Source organism: Curtobacterium flaccumfaciens pv. betae, assembly GCF_026241855.1.
GTDB lineage: Bacteria > Actinomycetota > Actinomycetes > Actinomycetales > Microbacteriaceae > Curtobacterium > Curtobacterium flaccumfaciens.
In genome coordinates, this window is record NZ_JAPJDC010000001.1 from 2,462,187 (window position 1) to 2,488,826 (window position 26,640).

The 26,640-nt window shown below is 71.7% G+C and carries 25 protein-coding genes and 1 pseudogene; 16 read left to right on the forward strand and 10 right to left on the reverse strand.

The genetic code is table 11. The features are described 5' to 3' along the window. Positions 1–85 precede the first annotated feature (85 nt). From ORG17_RS11515 to ORG17_RS11535, 5 genes are read right to left on the reverse strand one after another with little or no spacing between them, the layout of a single operon-like run. Positions 86–625: a hypothetical protein gene (locus ORG17_RS11515; protein ID WP_027466437.1), complete on the reverse strand. Its 540-nt coding sequence runs from the start codon at positions 623–625 to the stop codon at positions 86–88. After that, positions 622–2,868 (reverse strand): TNT domain-containing protein, encoded by a 2,247-nt coding sequence (locus ORG17_RS18365; RefSeq protein ID WP_214525949.1) that lies wholly within the window; start codon positions 2,866–2,868, stop codon positions 622–624. Before ORG17_RS18365 ends, ORG17_RS11515 begins: the two co-directional genes overlap by 4 nt. Further along, a complete protein-coding gene (locus tag ORG17_RS11525) occupies positions 2,865–3,248 on the reverse strand; it encodes a DUF6507 family protein (RefSeq protein WP_051596903.1) in 384 nt (127 codons plus the stop codon). The genes ORG17_RS18365 and ORG17_RS11525 overlap by 4 nt, the downstream gene beginning before the upstream one ends. Before the next feature lies 1 nt (position 3,249). Beyond that, positions 3,250–3,567, reverse strand: coding sequence for a pore-forming ESAT-6 family protein (locus ORG17_RS11530; protein ID WP_027466434.1), 318 nt, complete (start codon positions 3,565–3,567; stop codon positions 3,250–3,252). Between the two features lie 29 nt (positions 3,568–3,596). Beyond that, on the reverse strand, positions 3,597–3,932 hold the full coding sequence (locus ORG17_RS11535; RefSeq protein WP_027466433.1) for a WXG100 family type VII secretion target: 336 nt from the start codon (positions 3,930–3,932) through the stop codon (positions 3,597–3,599). Positions 3,933–4,030: 98 nt separating this feature from the next. Here ORG17_RS11535 and ORG17_RS11540 point away from each other — a divergent pair, with 98 nt between their 5' ends. Genes ORG17_RS11540 through ORG17_RS11575 form a run of 8 tightly spaced genes read left to right on the forward strand, consistent with a single transcriptional unit; the run spans position 4,031 to position 13,750 of the window. Then, the gene (locus ORG17_RS11540; RefSeq protein ID WP_214525950.1) at positions 4,031–5,143 is read left to right on the forward strand and encodes an FHA domain-containing protein; all 1,113 of its coding nucleotides are present in this window, start codon (positions 4,031–4,033) and stop codon (positions 5,141–5,143) included. Continuing rightward, positions 5,140–6,249 carry a DUF6177 family protein gene (locus ORG17_RS11545; protein WP_214525951.1) on the forward strand — a complete coding sequence of 370 codons (1,110 nt, stop codon included), beginning with the start codon at positions 5,140–5,142 and terminating at the stop codon, positions 6,247–6,249. The genes ORG17_RS11540 and ORG17_RS11545 overlap by 4 nt, the downstream gene beginning before the upstream one ends. Then, complete coding sequence (locus ORG17_RS11550; protein ID WP_214525952.1) at positions 6,233–6,529, forward strand: hypothetical protein; 297 nt, start codon at positions 6,233–6,235, stop codon at positions 6,527–6,529. Before ORG17_RS11545 ends, ORG17_RS11550 begins: the two co-directional genes overlap by 17 nt. Continuing rightward, a complete protein-coding gene (locus ORG17_RS11555; RefSeq protein ID WP_214525953.1) occupies positions 6,526–7,893 on the forward strand; it encodes an EsaB/YukD family protein in 1,368 nt (455 codons plus the stop codon). The genes ORG17_RS11550 and ORG17_RS11555 overlap by 4 nt, the downstream gene beginning before the upstream one ends. 2 nt (positions 7,894–7,895) lie before the next feature. Next, positions 7,896–8,750, forward strand: a complete 855-nt coding sequence (locus tag ORG17_RS11560) for a hypothetical protein (protein WP_214523292.1) — start codon at positions 7,896–7,898, stop codon at positions 8,748–8,750. Next, positions 8,747–12,811 (forward strand): type VII secretion protein EccCa, encoded by a 4,065-nt coding sequence (eccCa, locus tag ORG17_RS18370; RefSeq protein WP_214525954.1) that lies wholly within the window; start codon positions 8,747–8,749, stop codon positions 12,809–12,811. The genes ORG17_RS11560 and eccCa overlap by 4 nt, the downstream gene beginning before the upstream one ends. After that, positions 12,801–13,145: a hypothetical protein gene (locus ORG17_RS11570; RefSeq protein ID WP_111056131.1), complete on the forward strand. Its 345-nt coding sequence runs from the start codon at positions 12,801–12,803 to the stop codon at positions 13,143–13,145. The genes eccCa and ORG17_RS11570 overlap by 11 nt, the downstream gene beginning before the upstream one ends. Continuing rightward, positions 13,142–13,750, forward strand: coding sequence for a hypothetical protein (locus ORG17_RS11575; RefSeq protein ID WP_139178715.1), 609 nt, complete (start codon positions 13,142–13,144; stop codon positions 13,748–13,750). Before ORG17_RS11570 ends, ORG17_RS11575 begins: the two co-directional genes overlap by 4 nt. 73 nt (positions 13,751–13,823) lie before the next feature. Here ORG17_RS11575 and ORG17_RS11580 read toward each other — a convergent pair whose 3' ends face one another. The 4 genes from ORG17_RS11580 to ptsP all read right to left on the reverse strand — a co-directional run bounded on the left by ORG17_RS11580 (position 13,824) and on the right by ptsP (position 18,778). After that, complete coding sequence (locus ORG17_RS11580) at positions 13,824–14,981, reverse strand: mannitol-1-phosphate 5-dehydrogenase (protein ID WP_027466427.1); 1,158 nt, start codon at positions 14,979–14,981, stop codon at positions 13,824–13,826. Next, positions 14,978–15,415: a PTS sugar transporter subunit IIA gene (locus tag ORG17_RS11585; RefSeq protein ID WP_071244331.1), complete on the reverse strand. Its 438-nt coding sequence runs from the start codon at positions 15,413–15,415 to the stop codon at positions 14,978–14,980. Before ORG17_RS11585 ends, ORG17_RS11580 begins: the two co-directional genes overlap by 4 nt. A gap of 88 nt (positions 15,416–15,503) precedes the next feature. Then, positions 15,504–17,051, reverse strand: a complete 1,548-nt coding sequence (locus ORG17_RS11590) for a PTS mannitol transporter subunit IICB (protein WP_027466425.1) — start codon at positions 17,049–17,051, stop codon at positions 15,504–15,506. A gap of 68 nt (positions 17,052–17,119) precedes the next feature. Continuing rightward, entirely contained in the window at positions 17,120–18,778 is a 1,659-nt protein-coding gene (gene ptsP, locus ORG17_RS11595; protein WP_027466424.1) for a phosphoenolpyruvate--protein phosphotransferase, read from the reverse strand. A 251-nt stretch (positions 18,779–19,029) separates the two neighbouring features. Between ptsP and ORG17_RS11600 the strand changes: the two genes are divergently transcribed. Both ORG17_RS11600 and ORG17_RS11605 read left to right on the forward strand, forming a co-directional pair. Next, on the forward strand, positions 19,030–19,800 hold the full coding sequence (locus ORG17_RS11600) for a DeoR/GlpR family DNA-binding transcription regulator (RefSeq protein ID WP_027466423.1): 771 nt from the start codon (positions 19,030–19,032) through the stop codon (positions 19,798–19,800). 69 nt (positions 19,801–19,869) lie between these two features. Further along, positions 19,870–20,142, forward strand: a complete 273-nt coding sequence (locus ORG17_RS11605) for an HPr family phosphocarrier protein (protein WP_022905912.1) — start codon at positions 19,870–19,872, stop codon at positions 20,140–20,142. Between the two features lie 92 nt (positions 20,143–20,234). Here the strand turns inward: ORG17_RS11605 and ORG17_RS11610 are convergent, their stop codons facing one another. Beyond that, positions 20,235–20,567: a hypothetical protein gene (locus ORG17_RS11610; protein ID WP_214525955.1), complete on the reverse strand. Its 333-nt coding sequence runs from the start codon at positions 20,565–20,567 to the stop codon at positions 20,235–20,237. A 52-nt stretch (positions 20,568–20,619) separates the two neighbouring features. Here ORG17_RS11610 and ORG17_RS11615 point away from each other — a divergent pair, with 52 nt between their 5' ends. The 6 genes and pseudogenes from ORG17_RS11615 (at position 20,620) to ORG17_RS11640 (ending at position 26,507) form a co-directional block, all read left to right on the forward strand. Continuing rightward, positions 20,620–21,462 (forward strand): exodeoxyribonuclease III, encoded by an 843-nt coding sequence (locus ORG17_RS11615; protein ID WP_173034549.1) that lies wholly within the window; start codon positions 20,620–20,622, stop codon positions 21,460–21,462. 41 nt (positions 21,463–21,503) lie between these two features. Next, positions 21,504–22,514, forward strand: coding sequence for a tryptophan--tRNA ligase (gene trpS, locus ORG17_RS11620; protein WP_071244338.1), 1,011 nt, complete (start codon positions 21,504–21,506; stop codon positions 22,512–22,514). 2 nt (positions 22,515–22,516) lie between these two features. Next, complete coding sequence (locus ORG17_RS11625) at positions 22,517–23,071, forward strand: GNAT family N-acetyltransferase (protein WP_214525956.1); 555 nt, start codon at positions 22,517–22,519, stop codon at positions 23,069–23,071. A gap of 55 nt (positions 23,072–23,126) precedes the next feature. Beyond that, entirely contained in the window at positions 23,127–24,242 is a 1,116-nt protein-coding gene (gene ribD / locus ORG17_RS11630) for a bifunctional diaminohydroxyphosphoribosylaminopyrimidine deaminase/5-amino-6-(5-phosphoribosylamino)uracil reductase RibD (protein ID WP_214525957.1), read from the forward strand. Positions 24,243–24,271: 29 nt separating this feature from the next. Further along, positions 24,272–24,907: pseudogene (gene ribA / locus ORG17_RS11635) on the forward strand (GTP cyclohydrolase II); the annotation flags it as partial. A gap of 220 nt (positions 24,908–25,127) precedes the next feature. Next, positions 25,128–26,507, forward strand: coding sequence for an MFS transporter (locus ORG17_RS11640; protein ID WP_071244347.1), 1,380 nt, complete (start codon positions 25,128–25,130; stop codon positions 26,505–26,507). The last annotated feature ends 133 nt before the right edge of the window (positions 26,508–26,640 follow it).

The window sequence follows — 26,640 nt, forward strand, 5'->3', positions numbered from 1 at the left end:
CCCAGCACTGCGCAAGAGGACCACGAGCACCTCGAGGCACGGTATTGCGGCGTAGTCCGATGGATCAGCGGCACGACGGAGTCGTTCAGCGCGAAGCAGCGGACGCCGCGGCCGCGAACGCCGAGCGGGCGTCGAGCTGGAGCGCGCACTCTTCGATCTGGTTCAGCGGCACCCGTGCCACGGCCGAGAACTGCACCGCATGGGCCTCCGGGAGAGCGCCGCCGAAACGGACTCGGTGTTCCGTTCCCGATGCGCTCCAGGTGAGGAGAACACCGGCGCCGTTTTGCTCCATAGTGAACCCTTCGGGGAGTTCGTGCTCTTGGTCGGGAAGCCAATGTGCGATCGGCAGGCCACGAGCTTCGCGAATGTACCCACTCGCGTCCGCGACGATCCACAATTCCGCGTCCGTGGCCGACCCGAACCGTGTGCCGGTCAGGGCGCCACGCCCCCGGTCTCCACGCCACTCCTCGACCGACGTGCCTGACACCGAGTACCGCTGCAGTGTCTCGTGATCGCCGAACTGCACCCTTCGCGGTTCACACGTGACGAGGTCGTTTCCGGCACGCAGCAGGACGTCCTCGAGGTACTGGAGGTCGGCGAACTCGCCTGGTTCACTGTCGGTCAACTCAGGATTCCCAATCTCTTGAGGTCGGTGACGGAAACGAACTCAATCGGATCGCCCGGCTTGAAGAACCGCACCTGCAGTCCACCGCCAGGGTGCCCGAAAGCCGGAGCGATCTCGCTCACCTCGATCTTCAGTCCCTTTCCTTCGAATGCAGCGGCATCAAAGTCGAACGTCGAGTACTTGTCGCTGAGGTTGGACGGCGGCAACGCTCGCTCTTCGAATGACGTCCCGGGGAACGAGAGGAATTCGCCCTTGTCCGCACCGAGCCGGTCCAACTGCGACCCGTACTGCTGCACGAACAACTGCGGATCCGTCCAGTCGACGCGATGGCCAGCAACAGCTCCCGCGTTGCCCGGGTACTCCGGCGCGTACGACTGCCAGTTCTCGTTCCAGTCGATGTACCGGTCTTCCCAGCCGTCCCGCGTGAGGTAGTTGCCGTCGGCGTCCTTGCCGTACAGGCTGTTCGGATTGCCCCAGTCGTCGACGAGAGCGCGCACTTCGTCGCTCATCCCCGCGCCCTTGTACGTCGGGTCGTCAGGAGCTCGGTAGTTCTCACCGAGCTCGTCGAAGTGGAGGTGCGGCTGGCCGTAGCCGGGCCGCTCGGCATCGCCCCGGGCCGACTCGTCACGCTCCCAGCCGGGACCACTGGGATCGTCGGAGAACACCGGGTCCGTCGAACGGTCGTAGTGGTGCGGGGGCGGAGTCCCGGACCCGTCGTGCCCGTCGCCGTCCGGCCGACCACCACCGGCGCCGTGATCGGCATCCGTGCCGTGGCCCGACCCACCGTGCCCGGCCGAATCGCCCCCGTGCCCTGCCCCGCCGTGCGATCCCGACGTCGAACCGCCGTCGCCTGTCGTCGTCTCACCGTGCTCCCCGCGCCCACCGGCCCCCACGAGCGCCGGCTCCCGCTCCGGCGCGTGCATCGTCGCGTCGCCGGCGTCGGCCCGCGCGTTCGCGTCGCTCCCCGCCCGCACGTCCGCGTCCGCCTCGGTCCGAGCCGGCGGCACCTCGACGTCGGTGTCGCCGTGCCGTCCGTGCAGGTAGTCACCGAGCCCGGTCTTGAAGTCGGCGAGGCGCCCGGTCGACCCGACCGCGTCGTCACCGACACCCTTGGTCATGATCGTCTTGAGCTCATCGAGCCTCGGCAGCACCTTGGTCAGGCCCTTCGAGACCCACGCGCCGGCATCGACGAGATCGAGGTACTTCCCCGCCTTGCCGACGGCCCCCGCGACTTCGCCGACCTTGCCGACGGCGCCGAGCTTGCCCGCCTGCCCGACGATCGGGACGACGATCGAGCCGATCCCCCACAGCGCCTGTCCGGCGGCGCGACCGGGGTCCCTGCCCCATTCGTCCCAACCGACGGTGGCCTTCCCCAGCTGGGTCCACGCCTCGCGCTGGAGGTCGGGGTCCTTCTGCATGGTCTTCGTGTTGAAGCCGGTGAGGGCGAGGACCCCACTCCACGACGTCGCCGCGGTCTCCAGGTGGAAGCCCGTGCCGTCCAGACCGACGAGGGTGCCGAGCCCCTTCACGGTGCCCCAGACGCCGTCGACGGCGACGCCCGTGAGCATGTTCGGCAGGAAGTCGACGGTCTTCTCGGAGCACGATTCCTTCCGCTCCGACGCGGTCCCCCACGGCAGCTTCGTGCCGGCGGGCAGTTTGTCGTACCCGTAGGCGAGGGCGTCGTCCGAACCACTGCCGCTCATCGCGTGCAGCGGTTGCAGGCCGGACAGCCCGCGGATGGTGTTCGCGCAGGTGCGCTCGGCAGCCTGGTACGCCACCACCTGGGCGGCGACGCCGTTGATGATCGCGTTGTTCTCGTCGGTCAGGGTCTCGTCCTGGTCCCAGGACTCGACGGTCGCGTTGTTGCCGTACTCGGTCGTCGCGGTCTTCGGGGTGAACGCGTCGACGTCGCGGTGCAGCTGCTCGGCACGCGTAACGTACGCCTTGAGCGCAGCGACGATCGGTGTGACCTCGGTGACGAACGTGTCGAGCGCCTTCGCCGCGGCGTCCAGGTCGTCGCCGAACGTCGTGCCCTGGGGCCCGATGGGCGTCATGACCGCGAAGAGTTCCTGATCGCTCGGGCCCTCGTAGGAACCGGAGATGCCGCTCCAGGCGGTGACGATGTCGGCCGTGCCGTCGCGGACGGCTGACGCGACGGTCCGCAGCGAAGCGGCGCCGCTCGTGATCGCCTCGAGCTGGACGTCCGTGTACGGGATGGCTCCCGTCTTGACGACGCCGGTCACCGGTCGAACATCCCGTCGAACGCGCGGAAGTCGCCGTTGGTGGACGCCGTGACGGCGTTCGCCTGCGCCGTGGCAGCACCCATCTCGTCATCGCCGTCGACGATGGCACGTGTCGCGCCGGCAGCGCCGTAGAGCGACGCCTGGATCCGGTTCTGGATCCCCGTCAGTGTGGCCTGCCGGTGCTCGAAGAACCCGGCGAGCGCCTCACCGATCACCGGTGACTGTGCTGCCGTCGCGGCGTCCTGCACGACTTCTCCGACACCCTGGATCGATCCGTCCGCGGATCCGCCCAGAGCGTTGTTCATCGTCGTGGTCTTGGTCGAGACGTCCGTCAGGACGGCCTCGACCCCGGCGGGGTCGACCCGCCATCCGTCGACCACGTCAGCCGATGTTGCCGACGGCCGACTTCGCCTTGCTGATGGCCGACTGCGCCGACTCGTCGTTCGACTGCAGCGATGCACGCAGCGTCGCGATGATCTGCTTGACCTCGCCGGCGACGGTGTTCCACCGCTGTTCCTTGGCGTGGTACTCGTCCGAGACGCCGTCGGCCTGGTAGTCGGCCATGGCTGCCTTCACGTCGGAGTCACGCTGCGCGATGAGCGACTCGAGCTGCGCCGCGACGGCGTTGAAGTTGTCCTGTGCGTTCTGCGAGGCCGCGACGTCGTAGTCGCGACGATCTGCCTGGTTGCCACCGCTCATGGTGTTCTCTCCCTCTCCCCGAAGATCCGTCAGGCGCGGCCGCTGAAGCGGGCCGCGTCGAAGTTCGAGCTGCCCTCGAGCGAGCTCGTGGACTGCGCCATGTCCTGGTCGCCTTCCTGGAACGAACGGTCCATGCCCGAGATGCCCTGCAGCACGCTCGCGAGCGCACCGTTCAGCTCGTTGGCGATGGTGTCGGTCTCGGCCTTGAAACGGTCGAAGGCCTGTCGACCGGCACCGTTGAAGCGACCCTGCAGCGGCTCGGCCGAGTCGGCCAGCTTGCGCACGAGCGTCCCCAGGTCACCGGAAGCACCGGACGTCTGCTTGGTCAGGTTGGTCAGGACCTGAGCCCCCATCGCGAACTTCATCGCGCATCCTCTCCGTCGTTCCCCCACCCCGAACGGGTGACAGCGAATACACGCAGCGTAGACCACGTCCGCCGCGCGCGTCACCCTTCGGTTCTGACATGATCGTTCCTGCCGAGGGGAGGTGGGGCATGTCGTCGATCGTGGTCGAGTCCGTGGTACCCGTGCTGACCTGTGGTCGCTGCGGGGTCGCGACGAGCCAGGGCCAGCGCTTCTGCACCGACTGCGGTGCCCTCCTCGGGCGAACGATCGGCTCCGCCGAGTACGACGCCGTGCAGGGCGTCGCCACGGCCCCGGCCGGTGCTGTCGTCCTCGCCCGGCTGGTGGACGTCGTCGTCTGCCTGCTCGGCGGTGCCGCCGGCGCCGCCCTCCTCTTCCTCGCCCACACCGCGGTCCCCTCCTCCGACCCCGTGGGTACCGCCGTCGCCGGAGCGGTCGCCGGGCTCGTCGTGACGACCGCGATCGTGGTGATGCGTGCCTCCAGGACGGGCCGCGGGCCGGGCGGGCTGCTCCTCCGTACCCGCGTCGTCGACGTCGACGACGCGCTGCCCGCCGGGCCCGTCCGACAGCTCGCCCGACTCGGTGGCGGTCGGCACCGACGTGCGCCCGGAGCCGGCCCGTGGGCCGCGGCGACGGGCACGGTGACCGCGTCGCTGCAGCGCGGACGCGAGCCGCTCGACCCCGCGGTGCCCGCGCTCGGCACCGCCTTCGGTGCCGCCGCGTCGGCGGGTGTCCGTCCGGGGTCGGCGCCGCTGCCTGGAGGCGCGGTGCAGGCTGGTCTCGACGCCACCCGTCGTGCGGGGTTCGGTCCCACCCCCGCGTCCGGGTTCGCGGCGGTGCCCGCGCCGACCGCACCCGTGGCCGACGACTCGGTACCGCCCGACGCGGTCGTGCTGCGCTTCGACTCCGGTGCGGTGCACTGGTTCCACGGCACGTGCGTGGTCGGCCGGAACCCCGAGGCCGAGCCCGGCGTGGCGACCGTCGCGGTGCCGGACCTGTCGCGCACGCTGTCGAAGACGCACGTCGCCCTCGTGCAGGCGGCGGGAGTCGTGGTGCTGCGCGACCTCGGCTCGACCAACGGCACCTCGGTGATCCGCTCGGACGCCTCGTTCGAGGACCTCGTCCCCGGCGTCGACCTGCCCGTGCCCGCAGGCGCGACGGTCCGGATCGGCGACCACGCGTTCGTGGTCGACCGGGTCGGAGCGACGCCGTGAGCCCGTTCCGCCGCGACACCGCCGCGGACGACCGTCCGGGCGCGACGCACCCGCTCGTCGACTCGGCGGGCGACGGCAGCATCCGGTACGAGACCCGCGCGGGGATCGTGCGGCTCGGACGTGCCCAGGCGGACCTGCTCGCCACCGCGGCAGCCGAGGGTGCCCGACCGATCCTGGTGACCGACGGCCTGTCCGTCGTGACCGAGGCCTTCCGCCAGGCGTTGCTCGACTGCGGCGGGGCGTGGGTCGTCCGCGGCGACGACGGCCTGCGGAACGGACTCGACGGCGGACGACTCGACGACTTCACGGACGCGCTCCGGACCGGACCGCCGACCTCGGTGCAGGACGTGGCGGTCGGGTACCTGCGCCCCTGGACGCCGACGGCGGAACACCTCGTCGTCTCGGTGTCCGTCCGGCACCGGGCCGCGGACGAGACCGTCCTCGGGGCCACCACCGAACTCCTTTCGACGGAGCTCGCCGGGGCGGCACCGACCGGCTGGGGAACGCACGAGCCCGCGGGTCGCGCCTGGGACCGCCGCACGCTGACCGAGGCCGCTCGTTCGCGGATGCCCGACCCGACGCGCTTCGTGGCGGTCGGCTCGGCCGACGCACCGGTCGCCCTGACGATCACGGCGCAGCGCACCGAGCACGGCGTCGAGGAGCTCACCACCGGGCTGCTCGCGGTCGGCGCCCTGGGCGACGCCGTCACCGACGTTCGGATCGCCGCCGTGGCGAAGGTGCTCGGTCGGCTCGCGACGACGCAACTCCCGCTCTTCGCGCTCGTGCTCCGCCGACCGGGCCGCGCCGACCTCGCCCAGGCACCCCGACTGGCCGCGCCGCCGGTACCGGTCGCGATGCTCCTCGGTGCGCCGGCCGTCCGGCAGCTCGACCTCGACGTCGAGGCGATGCGCGACCGCTTCGGCGCCGTCATCGCCGGACGCCCTCGGATCCCGGCGCTCGTGCTGCCCTTCGGGCGGCGGCAGGACCGCAACCCGGTCGACGAGCTGGCCGACGTCATCGACCACATCGGGCCCGACCGCGTCGCCGACGCCGTCGGGATGGACGACCGGACGAGGGAGCAGGTGCAGCGTGCCGCGGAACAGTGACTCGATCCTGCTGGAGAGCGTCTCGACGCACCGCCGACGACTCCGGCAGGCGTTCGTGCTCGGTCGCCTCGCCGACCGCCGGTTGGTGAACGACAACGTCAAGCGGTTCATCGGCAGCGTGGTGTTCGCCGCGGTCGTGGGGGTCGGGTGCCTCGGGTACTCCTTCGTCACGAACGCGCTGGCGCAGCAGGCCGCCCAGCAACAGGCGCAGCAGACCCCGCAGCCCCTCCGGACCGAGCAGACCGAGCCGACCGCGCAACCCCAGCAGGAGACCAATTGAGCGACTTCACCCGCGTGACCGTCGTCGGTGTCGGCCGCCGTGCAGACGTCGTCGTCGCCTCCGACGAGCCGTTCGCCGGACTGCTGCCGCGGCTGGTCGACATCCTCGACGAACCGATCGCGGACAGCGCGCAACCCGTCGCCCTCGTGCGCGTCACCGGTGAAGAGGTCTCCCTGGCAGCGGACGCCGCCACACAGGAGATCGCCGACGGCGAGGTCCTGCACCTCGTCCGTCGCGCCGACGCACCACCGCCGCCCGAGGTCTCGGACGTCACCGACGCCGTCGCGGACTCGCTCGGCCGTCGTCGCGACGGCTGGGGCACCGCCGCACGCTGGTCCGTCGCCGCCGCCGCCGTCGGGGCCACCGCCTCGGTCGCGGGCACCCTCGTGGTCGCCGCGTTCACCGTCGCCTCGGTCCGAGCCGCGTTCGACGGCGGGACCGTCTCCCCCGCACTGTTGCCGTCCGTGCTCGTCGGCAGCGGCGTGGTCCTGGCGATCGCGGCGCTCGTCGCGGGTCGTGCCGGGGCCCGCTGGACCGGCATCGCCCTCACCGCCGCGGCCACCGGGCTCGCGCTGCCGATCGGGCTGGCCGTCGGACCGGTCGTCGGGCGGGACGGCGACCAACCCGCGATGGTCGCCGCCCTGGTGCTCGTCTGGGCGTGGATCGCGCTCGGCCTCGGACTCGGCGTCGGACAGCGCACGCGGACGATCGGCGTCGCGGCCGTCGTCGGCGTCGTGCTCCCGCTGCTCGGCATGCTCACCTGGCTCACTCCGGCCCCGCAGGCCGCCGGCTGGGGCGTGGTCGGGATCGCAGCCGTCGCCGTCTGCGGGCTCCTGCCCTCGGTCGCGATGTCCTCCGCCGGACTGACCGGCCTCGACGACCGTGTGAGCGGCGGCGAGCCCGTCGCTCGCGGCCGCGTCGTCACGGCGCTCGAGGACGCGTACCGGGCACTCGACTGGACGACCGCCGCGGTGGCCGCCCCCATCGCCCTCGCCGGCGCCGCACTCGTCTCCGACCGCGACCCCTGGGCCGTCGGGCTCGGCGCCGCGGTGGTCGTCGTCGCCGCACTCCGCACGCGCGCCTTCCCGCTGACGCTGCAGGGCGTGCTGCTCTGGAGCGCCGTCGTGGTCGCCGCGGTGCTCGGGCTCCTCGGTCACGCCACCACCGCACCGTTCCAGGTGCTCGGCGCGCTCGCAGGCGTCGGGGTGCTCGGAGCCCTGCTCGCCGGGGTCCGGCCAGCCGCACACCAGCGAGCCCGCCTGCGGTCGCTCGGCAACGTCCTCGAGACGATCTCGGTCGTCGTGGCGCTGCCGCTGCTGCTCGGCACCTTCGGCCTCTTCGCCGCACTCCTGGAGACGTTCTGACCATGCGGCTCCTCGACGACGTCGTCCCCGCGCTCGGGCGGGCGTTCTTCGGCAGCGTGGCCGGTGGTGCACGCGAGCTCGACGATGCGCACCGGGCCATCCGGCAGGCCGTTCCCACCAGTCGGCGCATCGCGTTCGCCTCGCTCCGAGGCGGCACCGGCTGCTCCGTGACCGCGGCAGCCGTGGCGACCGTGCTCGCCCGTCGTCGCTCCGGACGGGTGCTCGGCGTGGACGGTGCCGCCGGGCTGCGCTCGTTCGCCACCCACGCCGGCGCCGACCGGACGGACCCGACGCCGCGGTCCGAGCGCCGTGACGCCGCCCGGACGTCCTGGGACGCGACCGACGGTCTGGCGGTGACCCCGTCCGGACTGCACGTGCTGCGGATCGGCGACCCGCGCCTCCCGAGCCGACAGGCCGCACCCGCCGAGTGGACCGACGCCGTCGAACCGATCGCGCGGTTCTTCGACGTCGTCGTCGGGGACTGGGGGTCCAGGAGCCCGTTCGTCGACCTCGGCGCCGTGGCTGCCGATGCCCACGTCGTCGCCCTCGTCACCGGCCCGGACCGCCCCGCCATCGAGGAGGGCGTCGCCCACGCCGACGCCGTCCGGCGGCACGCACCGGACACGCGCGTCCTGGTCGTCCCGGTCGACACCACGGGGGCTGGCCTCCGGGCCGCGAGCACCGCCGTCCGGTGGCCCGGGCACGCCGTCCACCCGATCCCGGGCGACCCGAGCGTCGCCGGGGGCGGCGAACGCCCCACGGCCTCCCGGATCGCGCTCATCCACCTGACGGCAGCGCTCGTCGACGCCGCGGTCGACCGTCGCACCAGCCGCACGACCCCGGAGGTCGCCCGGTGAACCGCGTCGTGCACCGGCCCGCCCGGGTCTCCACCCCGCTCGTCCGTCCCGAGGCCGAGCAACTCGCCCCGCCACCGCAGCTCCCGGAGGGGCCGAGTGGCGGCCTCCCGCTGCAGTCGCTGCTGCCGGTCGTCGGTGCGATCTCGTCGGTCGTGATGATGGTCGTGCTCCGGGGCAACAACCCGGTGCTCATGGTCGTCGCCGCCCTGGTCTTCGTGGTCGCCCTCGTCGGCGGCCTCGGCATGGCCTTCACCCAGCGGGGCAACGCCGTCCGGAACCGGCGGACGCAGCGCGAGCGGTACCTCGACTACCTCGAGGAACTGCGCGGCGACCTGCGGACGCGCACGACCGCCGTCCGGGAACGGGCCGAGCACGTCGACCCCTCGCCCGACACCCTCCCCCGTCTCGTCGGTGACCCGGCACGCCTCTGGGAACGGCGGCGCACGCACGGCGACTTCCTGCGGGTCCGCGTCGGATCAGGTGACGTGGGGTGGCTCGACCTCGCCGTGCCGCCCGACCAGAACCCGGTGCAGCCGCTCGACCCGCTCATGCTCGCCGAGCTCGAGCAGGTCGCCGAACACTACGGCACCGTGCACGCCATGCCCATCGCAGTCCGACTCGACGGCGCCGGGGACGTCTCGGTCGTCGGCGACCGCGACGCCGTGCTCGAGGTCGCACGGGCACTCGTCGTGCAGCTCGCAGCGCTGCACGCCCCGGACGACCTGCACCTCGCCGCGGCGTTCCCGGCGGCGCGCGCCGATGACTGGGACTGGTTCGACCTGCTCCCGCACGCACGGATGGACCGCACCTTCGACGGGCCGCTGCGCGCGCGCCGGGTCGCCGAGGACGTCCCGGCGCTCGCCCGCACCCTCGCCGGCGAGCTGGGCGAACGCGCCCGGACCGCCGCGATGTACCGGCGGTCCGGTGACTCGGCCAAGCGCAGCGACCTGCCGCGCCTGGTGGTGTTCGCGGACGAGCACGGCGCCGTCGCCGTTCCGCTCGCGCTCCCCGAGGGCGAGACCCGGCCGGAGGACCTCCGGATCACGGTCGTGCACCTCGTCGCCGACCGGCTGCACGAACCGTCGGACGTCCGGGTACGGGTGACTGCGAGGTCGCACGCCCCGGGTGCCGACCGTGGCACGGGCGCCGGATCCGGTGCACGCACGACGCTCCTCGAGATCGTCGACGCCCGCGACGTCGAGGAAGGTGAGCCCGCTCCGGTCCAGCTCGCCGTCTGCGACCCCGTCGCCCCGCCCCTCGTCACCGCCGTCGCGCGAGCGCTCGCACCCCTCCGACTGTCCGCCGACACCGAGCAGCGTGCCGAGTCGTCGGCCGCCATCGGCGTCTCGGACCTGCTCGGGGTCGATGACGTCGCCACGATCGACCCGGACCGCACCTGGCGCCCCCGAGCCCCGCGGGACTTCCTGCGCGTGCCGATCGGTGTCGACGACTTCGGCGCTCCGCTGCTGCTCGACCTCAAGGAGTCGGCGCAGCTCGGCATGGGGCCGCACGGCATCTGCATCGGTGCGACCGGATCCGGCAAGAGCGAGATGCTCCGCACCCTCGTGCTCGGCCTCGCGGTGTCGCACCCTCCGGAGGACCTCGCGATGATCCTCGTCGACTACAAGGGCGGTGCCGCGTTCGCCCCGTTCGCCCGCCTCCCGCACGTCGCGGGTCTCATCGACAACCTCGCCGACGACCCGCAGCTCACCCGGCGTGCCCGGGCGTCGATCGCCGGCGAGGTCCGACGGCGCCAGGAGATGCTGCGCGACGCCGGATCGGCGCCCTCCATCACGCACTACCGGGAACTCCGCACCCAGCGACCGGACCTGCCGCCGATGCCGCACCTCGTGCTCGTCATCGACGAGTTCGGCGAGCTGCTCACCGCGGAACCCGAGTTCGTCGACCTGCTCCTCATGATCGGGCGCATCGGACGATCGATCGGCGTGCACCTGCTGCTGTCGAGCCAGCGCATCGAAGCCGGCAAGCTCCGCGGCCTCGACACGTACCTGTCCTACCGGCTCGGCCTGCGCACGTTCTCCGAAGCCGAGAGCCAGGTCGTGCTCGACACGGGCGACGCGTTCCACCTGCCCGCCGTGCCCGGCTACGGCTACCTCAAGGTGGACACGAGCGTGTACACGCGGTTCCGATCCGGCTACGTGTCCGGCCCGGTCGAGGACGCCGCTCCCGCCTCGGCCGTCACCACGTCGTCCGCGGACACCGCCCCCGAGCCGTTCGAGCTGCCCGTCTACAACACGCTGGCGGCCGAGGACGACGCACCCGGTGAGGTCCCGCTCGAGGCACCCGACGTCGGGCGGAGCGTCGTCGACGAGGCCGTCGAACGCCTCGACCGCGGCGACCGCGACACCACGCCGGTGTGGCTGCCGCCGCTGCCGACGCGTCTCGCACTCGGCGCCGTCCTCGACCCCAACGCCGTCTCCGACCCGACCGGGGTCACGGTGCCGATCGGCCTGCTCGACGACCCCGCGCGGCAGCGACAGCGGCCGTGGATGCTGGACCTCACGCGGGGCGGCGGACACGTCGCCGTCATCGGAGCACCCGGATCCGGCCGGACCACGTTCCTCCGCACGCTGGCCGCATCGATCGCGCTGACCACGACGCCCCGCCAGGTCAGCGTCTACGGGATGGACCTCGCCGGCGGCGGCCTCGGTCGCATCGAGGGCTTCCCGCACGTCGGCGGTGTCGCCACGCGTGCCGACCGGAACCGCCTGCTCCGGCTGGTCGAGGAGCTGCAGGCGATGATCCGCCTGCGCGAACGGGTGTTCCGCGACCACGGCATCGATTCACTCGCGATGCTCCGCACCCGGCACGCCGCCGGCCGTGTCCCCGAACTGGGATCGGCGGACGTGGTGCTCCTCGTCGACGGGTTCGGCGTGATGCGCACCGAGTTCGAGGAGCTCGAGGACGCCTTCGCCGACCTGCTCCAGCGCGGCGGCAGCTTCGGCATCCACGTCGTCCTCGGGCTCACCCGGTGGAACGAACTCCGGCTCGCGAGCCAGCCACTGATCGGCCAGCGGTTCGAACTGCGCCTCAACGACCCGGCAGACTCCACCATCGCCCGCGCCGCCGCGGCGACCCTGAAGTCCGGCGAGCCCGGTCGAGTCCTCACCGACGGCGAGTTGTTCGGCCAGGTGGCCCTGCCGGTGCTCGACGACGTGGAGGACGGTGTGGTCGGCGACGAGCTCGGCGCCCTCGCGCAGCGGGTCGCCGACAGCTGGGGCGGCCCGGCTGCCGCGCCGATCCGCCTGCTGCCGGAGTCGTTCGACCCCGCCGAGCTCCCGGACCCGCTCGACACCCCGACGACGGTCCCGTTCGCACTCCGCCAGGACACGATGGACTTCGTGGCCTTCGACCCCGCCGTCGACCAGCACCTGCTGGTGTTCGGTGACACGGCCAGTGGCAAGACCGCGCTCCTCCGGGGGCTGGCGGCCGGGTTCATGGAACGTTCGACGCCGGACGAGCTCGTCCTCGCCTTCATGGACGTCCGCGGCAGCGCTGCGGCCGGGACGCCTGACGACTTCCTCGGCGGGCACGCGGCGAACGGCCGGGACGCCCGGGGGCTCGCCGCGGCCATCGCCGCGGAGCTCGAGCAGCGCGCCGCCGGCACGTCCACCGGACCACGGCCCCGCATCGTGGTGCTCGTCGACGACTACGACATCGTCGCCTCGGCCGGCACCGACCCGCTCGCGCCCCTCATGCCGTACCTGCCGTCGGCGCGTGACCTCGGACTCCACGTCGTGCTCACGCGGCCCGTCGCCGGTGCCGCTCGCGCGATGTACGACACCGTGATCCAGTCGATCCGCGACTCGGGTGCGACCGGGCTCGTGCTGAGCGGCGAACGGTCGGAGGGGCAGGTGTTCCCGAAGGTCTACGCGGAGCAGTTCCCACCCGGCCGTGGGCGTCTCGTCCGACGCGGGACGCCCCCGCGCATCGTGCAGGTCGCCCACTTCCCCACGGCGACGACCGTCGCCCCGGCGCAGGCCGACCCCGCCGGTCAGACGACCGTGCTCGACCCGAAGGGAGCCGTCGATGCCCCGTGAGGTGAACATCTTGTCCGCTGCGGCTCCCTCGTCGCTCGCACTGGTCGAGGCCGGAGCGCAGATCGCGCCGGATCTGCGGGTGCGAACGCTCGACCGCGTGGTCACCGAGATCGTCGACGACCGCGGGCGGGCCGTCCTGAGTGTCCAGATGCCCGAGCGTGTCGAGAACGCCGCGGAGATAGCACGACTCGCGCCGTGGGCGACGCTCGCCGCACCCGTCTGGTGGACCGAGGCCTGGGTTCCGTGGGGGCCGACGGGCGAGGTCGGTGTGGCGATCGTCCAGGCCTTCGCAGCGTCGATCGACGCCCAGCTCCTCGTGGAGGACGGCGCGTGAGCACCACACCCCCGACCTCCGCGCCGCTGCCGCCCATGCCCGGCTCCCGGCGGGCAGCCGCGCAGCGCGCCCGGACCGTGCTCGTCGCCGGGGTCGCCGGCGGCACCGGCACGACGACCGTCGCGGCACTCCTCGCCGATGCGGTCGGCGGACGTCTCGGCGTGGTGGTCCAGGCGACGGACCACTCCGGTGGCGAGCTCGCCGCACGACTCCCCACCCTGCAACCGGCCACCTCACGCGTGACGGTGCACGACATGGGGGCGCACGTCGGCCCTGCCGCCGTCCTCGCGGCGACGCCGGAGAACTCCCTCGTCGTGGTCGGGCGGGCCACCGCCGACGGTGCTGCGGACGTCCGGGCAGCGCTCGCGTCCATCGCCGACGCTCCGGACCCGACCCTCATCGGGCGATCGGTCGTGGTGCTCGTGGACCGCGGCGCGGCGCACGATCCGGTGGACACCCGTCGGCTGAGCGACACCGGGGTCTCGGCGGTCCTCGTGCTACGCGCCGACCGCGCGCTCGGCCGTCCCGGTCGGGTCCAGGTGGGAGCGATCAGCGACACCACGATCACGACGGTGTCCGGTCTGCTCACGGCCCTGGGCTGGTAGCCGCGACCGGTGGACGAACGGGAGGCCCGTCACCAGCTGGTGACGGGCCTCCCGTTCGGCGGTGCTGACGTCGTCAGGCGCGCGCGGACCGGATCCGCTCGGTGAACGCAGCGTGCAGCGGGTGCTCCGCAGCGAGACCGGTGATCTGCGTGGCGACGTCCGCGTCGGACGCGTCCGACGCCAGCAGCGCCTGCAGTTCGACGCTCTGCTCGTCGTCCGCGACGTCGAAGCGGAGCGCCGCGGCCATCGCGTCGAGGAGCGCCGTGGGCTCGGTGCCGTCCTCGGCCAGCGCGGCGGCGGGCGAGACGAACCGCTCGTCACGCGACAGCTTGCGGAGCGGCTGGCGGCCGACGCGGGTCACCGTGTCGGGCAGGTGCGGGTTCTCGAACCGGCCGATGATCGCCTGCACGTACGCGCGGTGCACCTCGGGGTCGAGCTCGTGCCGGCGGATGAGCAGGTCGCTCGTCTCGGCGAGCACGGACTCGAGCTCGGAGCGCACGGCGGGGATCGCGATGGCGTCCGAGATCTTGTCGGCCCCGGCGACGAAGCCGTGGTAGGCGACGGTGGCGTGCCCGGTGTTCACCGTGAAGAGCTTGCGCTCGATCGACGCCGCGAGGCCGTCGACGTAGTGCGCGCCGGGGATCTCCGGCTCGTTCCCACCGAACGGCGTGCGGTCGATGGCCCACTCGAAGTAGGTCTCGACGGTGACGTCGAGTCCGCCACCCTCGGGCTGTGCGGGCACGATGCGGTCGACGGCGGTGTTCGCGAAGACGGCCTTGGCCAGGGCGGCGTCGCGGCCGTCCTCGGGCAGGGCGGCGACGATGAACTCGCGCAGCCGGTCCGTGGCGTTCAGCGCGTTCTCGCACGCCATGACGGCGATCGGTGCGGCGTCCGCGTCACGGGCGACGAGCGCGCGCGCGATGACCGGGGCGATGAACCTCAGGACGTTCGGGCCCACGGCGCACGTGACGATCGCTGCGGTCGCGATCTCGGCGACCACGCCGTCCTCGTCCTGCGCGCTGTTCAGTGCGCGGAAGTTCGTGACCTCGTGGTCCTGGGCGCCGGCCCCGACCTCGTGCACGGTGTACGAGTCGGCTGCGGCCAGGGCGTCGATGAGCGGGGCGGCGACGTCGGCGAAGACGACCTCGTACCCGGCCTCGTGGAGCAGGAGCCCGACGAAGCCGCGGCCGATGTTGCCGGCGCCGAAGTGGACGGCGGTGCTGGTGCTCACTCGTTGACCTCGCCGAGGATCGACAGGATCGCAGCGGTGTCGGCCGCGTCGGTGAGCTTCTGGACCTCGTCCTCGTCGGAGAACACGATCGCGATCTTCGACAGGATGTCGAGGTGCTCGTTGTTCACGCCGGCGATGCCGACGACGAAGCGCACGGGGTTGCCGTCCCAGTCGATCGGGCTGGCGTAGCGGATGAACGACAGGGCGGACGACTTGATGGCGTCCTTCGCGTCGTTGGTGCCGTGCGGGATGGCGAGGAAGTTGCCCATGTAGGTGGACACGCTCTTCTCACGCTCGAGCATGGCCGGGTAGTAGTCGGCCGTGACCGCGCCCGCAGCCTCGAGGATCTCGGCCGCCTCCTTCATCGCTTCCGACTTGGTCGGCGCGGTGTCCTCGGTGTGGATGCGGATCTGGCTCTCCTGCAGGACGGGCATCGGGGGTTCTCCTTGTGTTGAGGACGAGATGGAGGGGACGGGTCAGCCCCGTCCCCTCCGATACTGCACTTCGTTACTGGTTGTGGCGTTACTGGTTCTTCAGCTGCTCGACGACCTGGTCGTACTGCGGAGCGTTCATGAAGTTGCCGACCGACACGTGCTGCGCGTTCGGGTTCTTCTGCTTCGCGCGGTCCGTCAGTTCTTCCTGCGTGATGATCAGGTCCTCGTCACCGGACAGGTTCGCGATCGCCTTGTTGGAGACCGTGACCCCTTCGATGCCCGCCTTCTTGATCTTGTTGCGCAGGACGCTGGCGCCCATCGCGCTCGAGCCCATGCCGGCGTCGCAGGCGAAGACCAGGTTCTGGACCTTCGTCGCCGTCGCCGTGCTCGCCGAGCCGACGCCGCCGAGGGAGGCCTCGGCCTCTTCCTCGTTGGCCGGGGAGTTGTTGCCGAGCAGACCGGCGGTCGCCGCGTTGACGTCGCGGCCCTTGTTGGCCTGGAGCTTCGCCATGGCGGCGCTCATGTCTCCGTCGTTGCCTGCGGCGCGGTCGCGCTTGCGGGTGGCGAGGAGGAAGAACGCGGCGACCGCGAACGTCACCGCCGCCGAGAACACGACCGACAGGATGACGCCGACGAAGCTGTCACGGGGCGTGTTGCCGAGCACCGCGATGATCGAGCCCGGAGACGCCGGAGCGGTCAGGCCCGAGTTGAAGATGACGTTCGTCAGCACGCCGGTGCCACCACCGAGGATGACGGCGATGAACAGGACCGGCTTCTGCAGCACGTACGGGAAGTAGATCTCGTGGATGCCACCGAAGAACTGGATGATGATCGCGCCGGGAGCGGTCGAACGGGCGATGCCCATGCCGAAGAAGGAGAAGGCGAGCAGGATGCCGAGGCCCGGACCGGGGTTCGCCTCGAGCAGGAAGAGGATCGACTTGCCCGACTCCTTGACCTGGTCGACGCCGAGCTGGTCGAGCACACCGTGGTTGATGGCGTTGTTCAGGAAGAACACCTTGGCCGGCTCGATGAAGACGCTGGCCAGGGGCAGGAGGGAGTGCGTGATGAGGAACTCCACCGCGACACCGAGCGCGTCGGCGATACCGGTGAAGACCTTCGACAGCCAGAAGAACCCGGCCAGGAACAACCCGAACCCGAGGATGCCCGCGGAGTAGTTGTTGACCAGCATCTCGAAGCCCGGCTTGATCTTGCCGTCCCACAGGCGGTCCATCTGCTTGACCAGGTAGGCGCCGAGGGGGCCACAGATCATCGCACCGAGGATCATCGTCGTACCGGAGCCGAGGATGACACCCATCGCGAAGATCGAACCGACGACGGCACCGCGGGTCTCGTAGACCATGCGGCCACCCTGGATCGCGATCGCGAGCGGGATGAGGTACGTCAGGATCGGGCCGACGACGCCGACGACGCTCCCGTCGCGGGAACCGCCGAGCGCCGCGACCGGCGTCCAGCCGTCCGGGATGAAGAAGGCCGTGATGATGCCCCACGCGATGAAGATCGCGATGTTGGGCATGACCATGCCGGAGAGGAACGTGCCGAACTTCTGAACGGCGACGCGTGCGCCGCCCCGCGACTTCGCGGGTGCGTCGGGCGCTGCAACGGACGACGTTGTCATGTGCGGTGACTTTCTGTGTGGTGGAGCTGCTGCGTGGTGATGGGAGGGGTGGTGCTGGGGGTGGTGGCTCAGGCGGCGTGCGTCGCGGCCGCGGCAGCGGACTTCGCGGCCGCCGCCGTGCTCGCGGCGAGTGCCGCCGTCGCCATCTCGCGGGCCTGTTCGAGCGTGTAGCGACCGAGTTCGGCGCGCACGTCGGCCAGGGCCGCGGGGGTCATCGAGAGGGTGGTGGCGCCGAGACCGACCAGGACGACGGCGAGCAGCGGGTCGGCTGCTGCCTCGCCGCAGATCCCGACGGCCTTGCCGGCGGTGGCGCCCGCGGTGCCGAGCTGCGCGACGAGGCGCAGGACGGCGGGGTGCCACGGGTCCTGGTAGGACGCGACGGTGCCGAGCATGCGGTCGGCGGCCATCGTGTACTGGGTCAGGTCGTTCGTGCCGATCGACACGAAGTCGGCATTCTGGAACACCTGCTCGGCCATCAGCGCGAGCGACGGCACCTCGGCCATGACACCCGCGGTGCGGATGCCGAGTTCGCGGGCCAGGGTGACGAAGTACTCGGTCTCCTCGGCGTCGGCGACCATCGGGGCCATGACCCACAGGTCGGCCTCGGTCGCGGCGTCGGCCTGCGCGAGCGCGGTGAGCTGGTCACGCAGGACCTCGGGGTGGTTCCGCAGGGCACGCAGGCCGCGGCGCCCGAGGGCCGGGTTCTCCTCGTCCTTGTCGGTGAGGAACGGCAGCGGCTTGTCTGCGCCGGCGTCGAGCGCGCGCACGACGACCTTCTTGCCAGGGAACGCCGCGAGGAGCTGACGGTACGACTCGGTCTGCTCGTCGACCGTGGGGGCCTTGGGCGAGTCGAGGAAGAGGAACTCGGTGCGGAAGAGCCCCACGCCCTCCGCACCGAGAGCAACGGCGCCGGCGGCGTCGGCGGGGCTGCCGAGGTTCGCGAGCAGGGGCACGACGTGGCCGTCGGCGAGCGCACCCGCGGTGAGCGGTGCTGCTGCGGCGGCGAGGCGGTCGGCGATGCGCTGGTCGACCTCGGCCACGAGCGCGTCGGACGGGTCGGTCGAGACGGTGCCGGCCACGGCGTCGACGACGACGTGGACGCCGTCGGCCAGGTCGTCGGCACCGGTCACACCGACGATGGCGGTGATGCCCTTGGCACGGGCGAGGATCGCGGTGTGCGAGGTCGGGCCGCCGTCACGGGTGACGAGAGCCAGGACCTTCTCGAGGTCGAGCAGCGCGGTGTCCGCCGGGGCGAGGTCGCGGGCGACGAGGACGAAGGGGGTGTCCGACTCGGGGACGCCGGGGGCGTGCACGCCGCGGAGCTTGGCGATGATGCGCTGGGCGACGTCGTCGAGGTCGGCCGCGCGCTCCCCCATGTAGCCGCCCATGCCGACGAGCAGGTCGCGGAACTGGGCGAACGCCTCGTACACGGCACGCTCGGCGTTGGTGCCGCCGTCGATGCGGGTGTGCACGTCGTCGAGGAGCGTCGGGTCCTGCGCCATGAGCGCCTGGGCCTCGAGCACGGCCTGTGCGTCGCCACCGGCGAGCTGTCCGCGCTTGTTGAGGTCGTCCGCCACGGCGGCCAGTGCGTCGTGCACGGCCTGCTTCGCGTCGTCCGCCGAGCCCACCAGGGCGTCCTTCGACGGTTCGCCGAGCGGGTCAGCCATCCGGAGCACGGGGCCGTGGGCAACGCCACGGCCGACGCCGGTGCCGAGCAGTTCGGACATTCGAGACTCCTTCATCTCACACGCGCTTGCGGTGGGGTGGATCGTTCGGTGCACACGACACGGGAACGGACCACGCCCGTGCGGCTGAGCAGCACACTACCCCGCTTCGCGTTGACAAACAAACACATCCGGGGATAAAAATGCAGAAACAGATGCCCGTTTGCGTCTGGCGGATCGAACGCAGGGGACGACATCGCGCATGTCGTGCCCGAGCATGTCCGTTCCGTTCCGACCCGAGACGACGAGGTCCGATGTACGCACCAGAACGCCACCAGCGCATCGTCGAGCAGGCGCGCGCGCAGGGCCGAGTGGACGTCAAGGACCTGGCCGAGCTGCTCGCCGTCACGCCCGAGACCATCCGCCGCGACCTGACGAGCCTCGAGCGCCGCGGCCTCGTCCGTCGTGCGCACGGCGGTGCGATCCCCGTCGAGCGGATCACCCTGCACCCCGGCGTCGGCGACCGCGGCGGGATCAACCAGACCGAGAAGATGGTCATCGCCGAGGCCGCCCTGGCGGAACTGCCGGAGAACGGCTCGATCATGATCGACGCCGGCACCTCGACCATCTGCCTCGCCGAGCTGCTGCCGACCGACCGCGGGCTGACAGTCGTCACGCACTCGCTCCCCGTCGCCACCGCCGTCGCGAACCGCCCGGGCATCGACCTGCACCTGCTCGGCGGCAACATCCGCAGCGACTCCCTGGCCGGCGTCGGCACCTGGACGCACCAGCTCATCGGCATGGTCAGCGTCGATGTCGCCTTCATCAGCATCAACGGCATCACGCCGGAGCGCGGTCTGACGACCCACAACATGGCCGAGGCCGCCGTGAAGAGCGCGATGATCAAGTCCGCACGACGGAGCATCCTGCTCGCCGACCACACCAAGTTCGGCCGCGAGGAGTTCGGTCGCGTCGCCCCGCTCGCCGCGATCGACACGATCATCACCGACCCCGCCGTCAACCTCGACCTGGTCCGCGAGGTCGAGGCCGCCGGCACCGAGGTCTTCTGGCCCGGCCGACCCTGACCGTGCCCCGTTCCCGCCCACCCAGCGCTCGCTAGCATGAGCCAACCACCCATCGACAGGAGTACATCGATGTCCGAAGCCACCCGCACCGTGACCGTCGCCAGCGCATCCGGCCTGCACGCTCGCCCCGCATCCCTCTTCGTCCAGACCGTGACGGCGTCGGGGCACCAGGTCACGATCGCCAAGGGCGACAAGTCCGGGAACGCCGGCAGCATCCTCGCCCTGCTCGGGCTCGGCATCGAGAACGGCGACGAGGTCACCCTCACCGTGTCGGGCGACGACGCCGAGACCACGGCGGACAGCCTGGTCGAGTTCCTGAAGACGGACCACGACGCGGCCTGATCGCGCAGGTCGCGTCCTGCACGCGACCACCAGACGGACGGGAGGCCTGTGGCTGCGCAGCCACGGGCCTCCCGTCCGTCGTCCGGTCGCCGCTACGGCGCGATGGGCGGGATCGCGCGCAGCTCGCCCCAGGCGAAGGAGCTCTCGGCGATGAAGTCCTGCAGGTCGTCGGCGAGGTCGTGGAGGAGTCCGGGCAGGTCGTCGACGTCCTCGACGAGGCTCCTCGTCCCCTGGGTCTCGCCCCCGATCTTCCAGACGACGCTCATCGAGCCGTCGATGAGTTCGTCCTCCTCGTGGTCGAGTTCCCAGTCCCCGTGCGGGCTCACCCAGAAGCGGGCTGAGCGGAACTCGTCCGGACGGAGCATCTGCGCTGCCACGGGTCGGAACGCGGCGAGCAGCTCGCCGACGGTCATCACGACGGTCATGGGCAGATCGTACGACCGAGGGCTGTCGGCACCCGCCGATAAGGTGTTCTGCATGACACGCCTGCGCCTCGCATCCGTCAACGTGAACGGCGTCCGCGCCGCCTTCCGCAAGGGCATGGGCGACTGGCTCGCCACCCGCGACGTCGACGTGCTGGCCCTGCAGGAGGTGCGCGCGTCGAGCGACGACCTGGCGGCGCTGCTCGGCGACGAGTGGGACATCGTGCACGACCCGGCGACCGCGAAGGGCCGGGCCGGCGTCGCGATCGCATCTCGACACTCCGCTCAGATCCACCGCGTCGCCCTGGGCGCCGACGACTTCGACTCGGCCGGCCGCTGGCTCGAGGCCGACTACGAGATCGGCGGGACGACCGTCACGGTGGTCTCCACGTACGTGCACTCGGGCGAGGTCGACACCCCCAAGCAGGACGAGAAGTGGAAGTTCCTCGACGCGATGACCGAGCGGCTGCCGGCGCTCCGCGAGCACAACCCGCTCGCCGTCGTCGTCGGTGACCTGAACGTCGGGCACGACGAGCGCGACATCAAGAACTGGAAGGGCAACGTCAAGCGGGCCGGCTTCCTGCCGCGCGAGCGCGCCTACTTCTCGCGGTTCTTCGGCGCCGACGGCGAACCGGTCGAGGGTGCCGACGGCTCCACGGGTCCCGGGCTCGGCTGGGTCGACGTGGGCCGCGCCCAGGCCGGCGACGTCGACGGTCCGTTCACGTGGTGGTCGTGGCGCGGGCAGGCGTTCGACAACGACACCGGTTGGCGCATCGACTACCAGATGGCGACGCCCGACCTGGCCGCCAAGGTCACGGAGTACACGGTCGACCGCGCCGCGGCGTACGACCAGCGATGGTCCGACCACGCCCCCGTGGTCGTCGACTACGAACTCTGACCCCTCTTCTCTCGCTTCACCTGACGCACCGGAGCACCACCATGACCAAGACCCGCATCTTCTCGGGCATCCAGCCGTCCGCCGGCTCACTGCACCTCGGCAACTACGTCGGGGCGCTCATGCAGTGGAGGACCCTGCTCGATGACTACGACGCCATCTACTGCGTCGTCGACATGCACGCGATCACCTCGCCCCAGGACCCGGCCGAGCTCCGCGCGAACACCCGGGCCACCGCTGCGCAGTACATCGCGTCGGGCATCGACCCGTCCAAGGCGACGCTGTTCGTGCAGTCGCACGTGCCCGCGCACGCTGAACTCGCCTGGGTGCTGAACACCCTGACCGGCTTCGGCGAGGCGAGCCGGATGACCCAGTTCAAGGACAAGTCGGCACGCCAGGGTGCCGAGGCCGCGTCGGTCGGGCTCTTCACCTACCCGATCCTGATGGCCGCGGACATCCTGCTCTACGACACCAGGGTCGTGCCGGTCGGCGACGACCAGCGCCAGCACGTCGAGCTCACGCGAGACCTGGCCGGACGCTTCAACTCGCGGTTCGGTGACACCTTCGTCACGCCCGAGGCACGCATCCTGACCGAGACCGCGCGCATCTACGACCTGCAGGACCCGACCAGCAAGATGAGCAAGTCCGCAGCGTCGGACAACGGCCTCATCCGCCTGCTCGACGACCCGAAGCGCACGGCGAAGAAGATCAAGTCGGCCGTCACCGACGCCGAGCGGGAGATCCGGGCCGACCGCCAGGCCAAGCCCGGTGTGACGAACCTGCTGTCGATCCTGTCGGCGTTCACCGGCACCTCGATCGCCGCGCTCGAGGAATCGTTCGCCGGCAAGGGCTACGGCGACCTGAAGGGCGAGGTCGCCGACGCCGTCGTGGCCGAGCTCGAACCGGTCCGCGCCCGCACACTCGAACTCCTCGACGACCCGGCGGAGCTCGACCGGCTGCTCGCCGTCGGCGCCGACCGCGCCGAGTCGATCGCGCAGGAGACCCTGGCCCGCGTCTACGACCGCATCGGGTTCGTCCCACGGTCGCGCGGCTGACCGTGCAGCCCGTCACGCTCGAGTCGGCGCGGGTCCGGCTCGACCTGCCCACCCGCGCCGACACCGCGGCGATCACCGAGGCCTGCCAGGACCCGGAGATCGTCCGGTGGACGACGGTGCCGACGCCGTACCGCGAGCAGGATGCCCGGACCTTCGTCGACGCCCTGGTCGGACCGGGTTGGGCCTCGGACCGCGAGTACACGTGGGCGATCCGACCGGCCGGTTCGACGTGGCGCGCGGGCATCATCAGCTACCGGACCGCCGGTCGTGACCTCGGGTTCTGGCTCGCACCGTCCGCGCGCGGCGCCGGGCTCATGCACGACGCCGTCCAGCTCGTCGTCGACTGGGCGTTCGAGCAGGGCGCGCAGGACGTCTACTGGGAGTGCTACGAGGACAACACGGCCTCGGCGGCGGTCGCACGTGCGGCCGGGTTCTCGTACACCGGCCTCGGCGCAGCCCGGGTTCCGGACCGGGACGGCGGCCCGACCACAGCGTGGACCGCACTGCGACGCGCCGACGGCACACCCGCATCCGAGCTCCCGTGGCCCAGCGCCTGAACGCGCTCACAACCGTGGTGACGTGTCACCCAACCACCGCCGGTAGGCTCGGCCCGTGAGCGACACGGCACGACCCACCGAGGTCCGGGCGATGCGCCGCGGGCTCGAACTCGCGGCCCTCGGGCCCGTCGTCGGCGACCACGCCCGCGTCGGCGCCGTGATCCTCTCCCCCGCCGGCGAGGTCCTCGCCGAGGGGTGGCACAAGGGCGCCGGCACCCCGCACGCCGAGGTCGACGCGATGGCCAAGGTCGATCCGGCACTGCTGCGCGGCGCAACGGCGGTCGTCACCCTCGAACCCTGCAACCACGTCGGGCGCACCGGGCCGTGCGCCGTGGCACTGCTCGACGCCGGGATCGCCCGGGTCGTCTACGCGATCGACGACCCCGGAGCCGACGTGCACGGCGGCGCCGACCGGCTCCGCGCCGCCGGGGTCCAGATCGTCTCCGGCGTCCTGGCCGACCAGGCCGAGGCGTTCCTCGAACGGTGGCTGCTCTCGGTCCGGCTCGGCCGACCGTGGGCCACCGTGAAGTGGGCTTCCAGCCTCGACGGGCGCGCCGCCGCTGCCGACGGCACGAGCAAGTGGATCACCGGCGCCGCCGCACGGCAGCACGTCCACGAACAGCGCGCCGCCCACGACGCGATCCTCGTCGGCACCGGCACCGTCCTGGCCGACGACCCGAGCCTGACCGCCCGCGGGGACGCCGGCGAACTCCTCGCCGACCAGCCGCTCGCCGTGGTGCTCGGTGACCGCCCGGTGCCGGCCGACGCCGCGGTCCGTCGGCACCCGCGCGGGCTCGTCACCCTGCCCGGACACGACCTGGCCACCTCGCTCGGTGCCCTGCGCGGGCACGGCGTGCACTCGGTCTTCGTCGAGGGTGGTCCCACGGTCGCCTCGGCGCTCATCGCCGCCGGACTCGTCGACGAGTACCTGGTGTACCTCGCCCCGGTGCTGCTCGGCGGACCCCGTGTCGCCCTCGACGACCTGGGGGTGGGAAGCATCTCCGAGCGTCGGCGGTTGGACGTACTATCGACCACCAGCCTCGGCCCCGACCTGCTGGTCCGAGCCCGACCGCACCGTCCGCAGCACCAGAACCAGCACCGCCAGCAACAGCAGCACGCGACACCCGGGCTCGGGAACGACGGGCCCACGAACGACCGGAGCACCCCATGACCGATGCGCTGACCTCCCCCACGCCGGGGAGCCCGGTCAAGTTCGAGGTGTCGACGAACGTGCCGACCACCCACGGCACCTTCCAGATGCGCGCCTACCGCGACCTCGTGACGAGCGCGGAGCACGTCGCGATCATCGGCACCCTGCCGGACGGCTCGATGCCCACCGACGGGGCACTCGTCCGGGTGCACTCCGAGTGCCTGACCGGTGAAGCCTTCGGGTCGTTGAAGTGCGAGTGCGGCCCCCAGCTCGACGCCGCGCTCGACACGATCGCGGCCGAGGGCGGTGTGGTCATCTACCTGCGCGGGCAGGAGGGCCGTGGCATCGGTCTCATCAACAAGCTCAAGGCCTACCGCCTGCAAGAGGACGGTCTCGACACCCTCGACGCCAACCTCGCGCTCGGCCTGCCCGCCGACTCCCGCGCCTACGGCGGCGCCGCGGGCATCCTCGCCGACCTCGGCATCACCCGCGTCCGGCTGCTGTCCAACAACCCGGAGAAGCGCCGCCAGCTCGAGGAGCACGGCATCACCGTCGACTCGCTCGTGCCGCTCGTCGTCGGCATCTCGGCACAGAACGCCGGGTACCTGGACACCAAGCGCGACCGGATGGGCCACCAGTTGCCGGAGCACCTCGAAGCCGGGGCCGGCGCGGGCGCGGGCGCCTGAGCGCGCGCCGGCGACGGACGCTGCGGCCAGCTGACTCTGGGCTGATTCGCAGGCAGACGACATCTGTCGTATGATCGGGCTTCCGTCACAAGCGGTCCCCCCTCAGCCGAACGCACCCGATCGGTGCCCGCGCCACCCCGCGCGAACCGATCGGTGTCCGCCGTTTCGGATCCTCGTGCTCCCCGTCGGGAGCACGCAGCACGGAAGACCCCGCACTGTCATGACCGCCGCCCCGGCACCCGCAACGCCCACCTCCGCTCCGGCACCCGCCGGCAACCCGCGCTCCCGCGTCGTCATCGCGAGCCTCGTCGGCACGTCGATCGAGTTCTACGACTTCTACGTCTACGCGACCGCCGCGGTGCTCGTCTTCCCGACGCTGTTCTTCCCGAACGAGGACCCGACGGCCTCGCAGCTGTCCTCCTTCGTCACGTTCGCCCTGGCGTTCTTCGCCCGGCCGGTCGGGTCGATCATCTTCGGGCACTTCGGCGACCGGATCGGACGGAAGACCACCCTCGTCGCATCGCTGCTCGTGATGGGCACCGCCACGTTCCTGATCGGCTGCCTGCCGACCTTCGACACCATCGGGGTCTGGGCCCCGGTCCTGCTCGCCGTGATGCGCTTCGCCCAGGGCGTCGGCCTCGGCGGCGAGTGGTCCGGCGCGGCCCTGCTCGCGACCGAGAACGCGCCGAAGGGCAAGCGCGGCGTGTTCGGCTCGATGCCGCAGCTCGGTGCCCCGATCGGCTTCCTGCTCGCGAACGGCCTGTTCATCGCGATCAACGCGGCGATGCCCGCCGGTGCCGACGGCACCCCGAACGCCGACTTCCAGGCGTGGGGCTGGCGCATCCCGTTCCTGCTCTCCGCCGTGCTCGTCATCATCGGCCTCTACGTGCGCTTCAAGCTCGTCGAGTCGCCGGTGTTCCGCGGTGTGCAGGAGTCCGGCACGGTCGCGAAGGTCCCGCTCGGCCGGGTGTTCCGCACCTCGTGGCGGGCCGTCATCGTCGGCACCTTCGGCATGGTCGCCACGTACGTGCTCTTCTACTTCATGACGACGTTCACGCTGTCGTACGGCACGACCGGCGCCGAGGCGAGCGCACTCGTCCCGAAGGTCGGCCTCGGCTACACCCGTGGCGAGTTCCTGACGCTGCTCATGATCGGCGTCGTGTTCTTCGGCATCTTCACCCCGATCGCCGGGCTGCTCGCCGACAGGTTCGGCCGCCGCAAGACCCTCATCCCGACCACCATCGGCATCGCGCTGTTCGGCCTGACGTTCCAGTTCTGGTTCGCGGCGTCGAGTGGGCCGATCACCGTGGTGACGTTCCTCATCGTCGGGCTCTCGCTGATGGGGCTGACCTTCGGTCCGATGGGTGCGCTGCTGCCCGAGCTGTTCCCGACGAACGTCCGGTACACCGGCTCGGCCATCGCGTACAACGTCGCGTCGATCCTCGGTGCGTCACTCGCCCCGACCATCGCGTTGGCACTCTGGAAGCCGGACGGCGACATCTTCCTGGTCGGCCTGTACCTGACGATCGCCGCGGTCGTGACGCTGGTCGCGCTGCTCTTCGTGCGCGAGACCAAGTCGAAGGACATCGCCGACGCCTGATCGGCGACCACCTGACGGACGGGAGGCCCGGTGCCAGCTGGCACCGGGCCTCCCGTCCGTCATGTGCGCGCCTCGCCCCCCCCGCGCAACACGCCGTCGTGTCAGCGGGACGCCGCATGCCCTCCGAGACGCC

Coding starts and splice junctions, on each gene's coding strand:
- ORG17_RS11610 (WP_214525955.1), bottom strand. CDS start 20,567: ATGACCGTCGTGATGACCGTCGGCGAGCTGCTCGCCGCGTTCCGACCC.
- ORG17_RS11560 (WP_214523292.1), top strand. CDS start 7,896: ATGCGGCTCCTCGACGACGTCGTCCCCGCGCTCGGGCGGGCGTTCTTC.
- ORG17_RS11535 (WP_027466433.1), bottom strand. CDS start 3,932: ATGAAGTTCGCGATGGGGGCTCAGGTCCTGACCAACCTGACCAAGCAG.
- ORG17_RS11585 (WP_071244331.1), bottom strand. CDS start 15,415: ATGCCCGTCCTGCAGGAGAGCCAGATCCGCATCCACACCGAGGACACC.
- trpS (WP_071244338.1), top strand. CDS start 21,504: ATGACCAAGACCCGCATCTTCTCGGGCATCCAGCCGTCCGCCGGCTCA.
- ORG17_RS11540 (WP_214525950.1), top strand. CDS start 4,031: ATGATCGTTCCTGCCGAGGGGAGGTGGGGCATGTCGTCGATCGTGGTC.
- ORG17_RS11530 (WP_027466434.1), bottom strand. CDS start 3,567: ATGAGCGGTGGCAACCAGGCAGATCGTCGCGACTACGACGTCGCGGCC.
- ORG17_RS11600 (WP_027466423.1), top strand. CDS start 19,030: ATGTACGCACCAGAACGCCACCAGCGCATCGTCGAGCAGGCGCGCGCG.
- ORG17_RS11590 (WP_027466425.1), bottom strand. CDS start 17,051: ATGACAACGTCGTCCGTTGCAGCGCCCGACGCACCCGCGAAGTCGCGG.
- ORG17_RS11615 (WP_173034549.1), top strand. CDS start 20,620: ATGACACGCCTGCGCCTCGCATCCGTCAACGTGAACGGCGTCCGCGCC.
- ORG17_RS11640 (WP_071244347.1), top strand. CDS start 25,128: ATGACCGCCGCCCCGGCACCCGCAACGCCCACCTCCGCTCCGGCACCC.
- ORG17_RS11570 (WP_111056131.1), top strand. CDS start 12,801: ATGCCCCGTGAGGTGAACATCTTGTCCGCTGCGGCTCCCTCGTCGCTC.
- ptsP (WP_027466424.1), bottom strand. CDS start 18,778: ATGTCCGAACTGCTCGGCACCGGCGTCGGCCGTGGCGTTGCCCACGGC.
- ORG17_RS11605 (WP_022905912.1), top strand. CDS start 19,870: ATGTCCGAAGCCACCCGCACCGTGACCGTCGCCAGCGCATCCGGCCTG.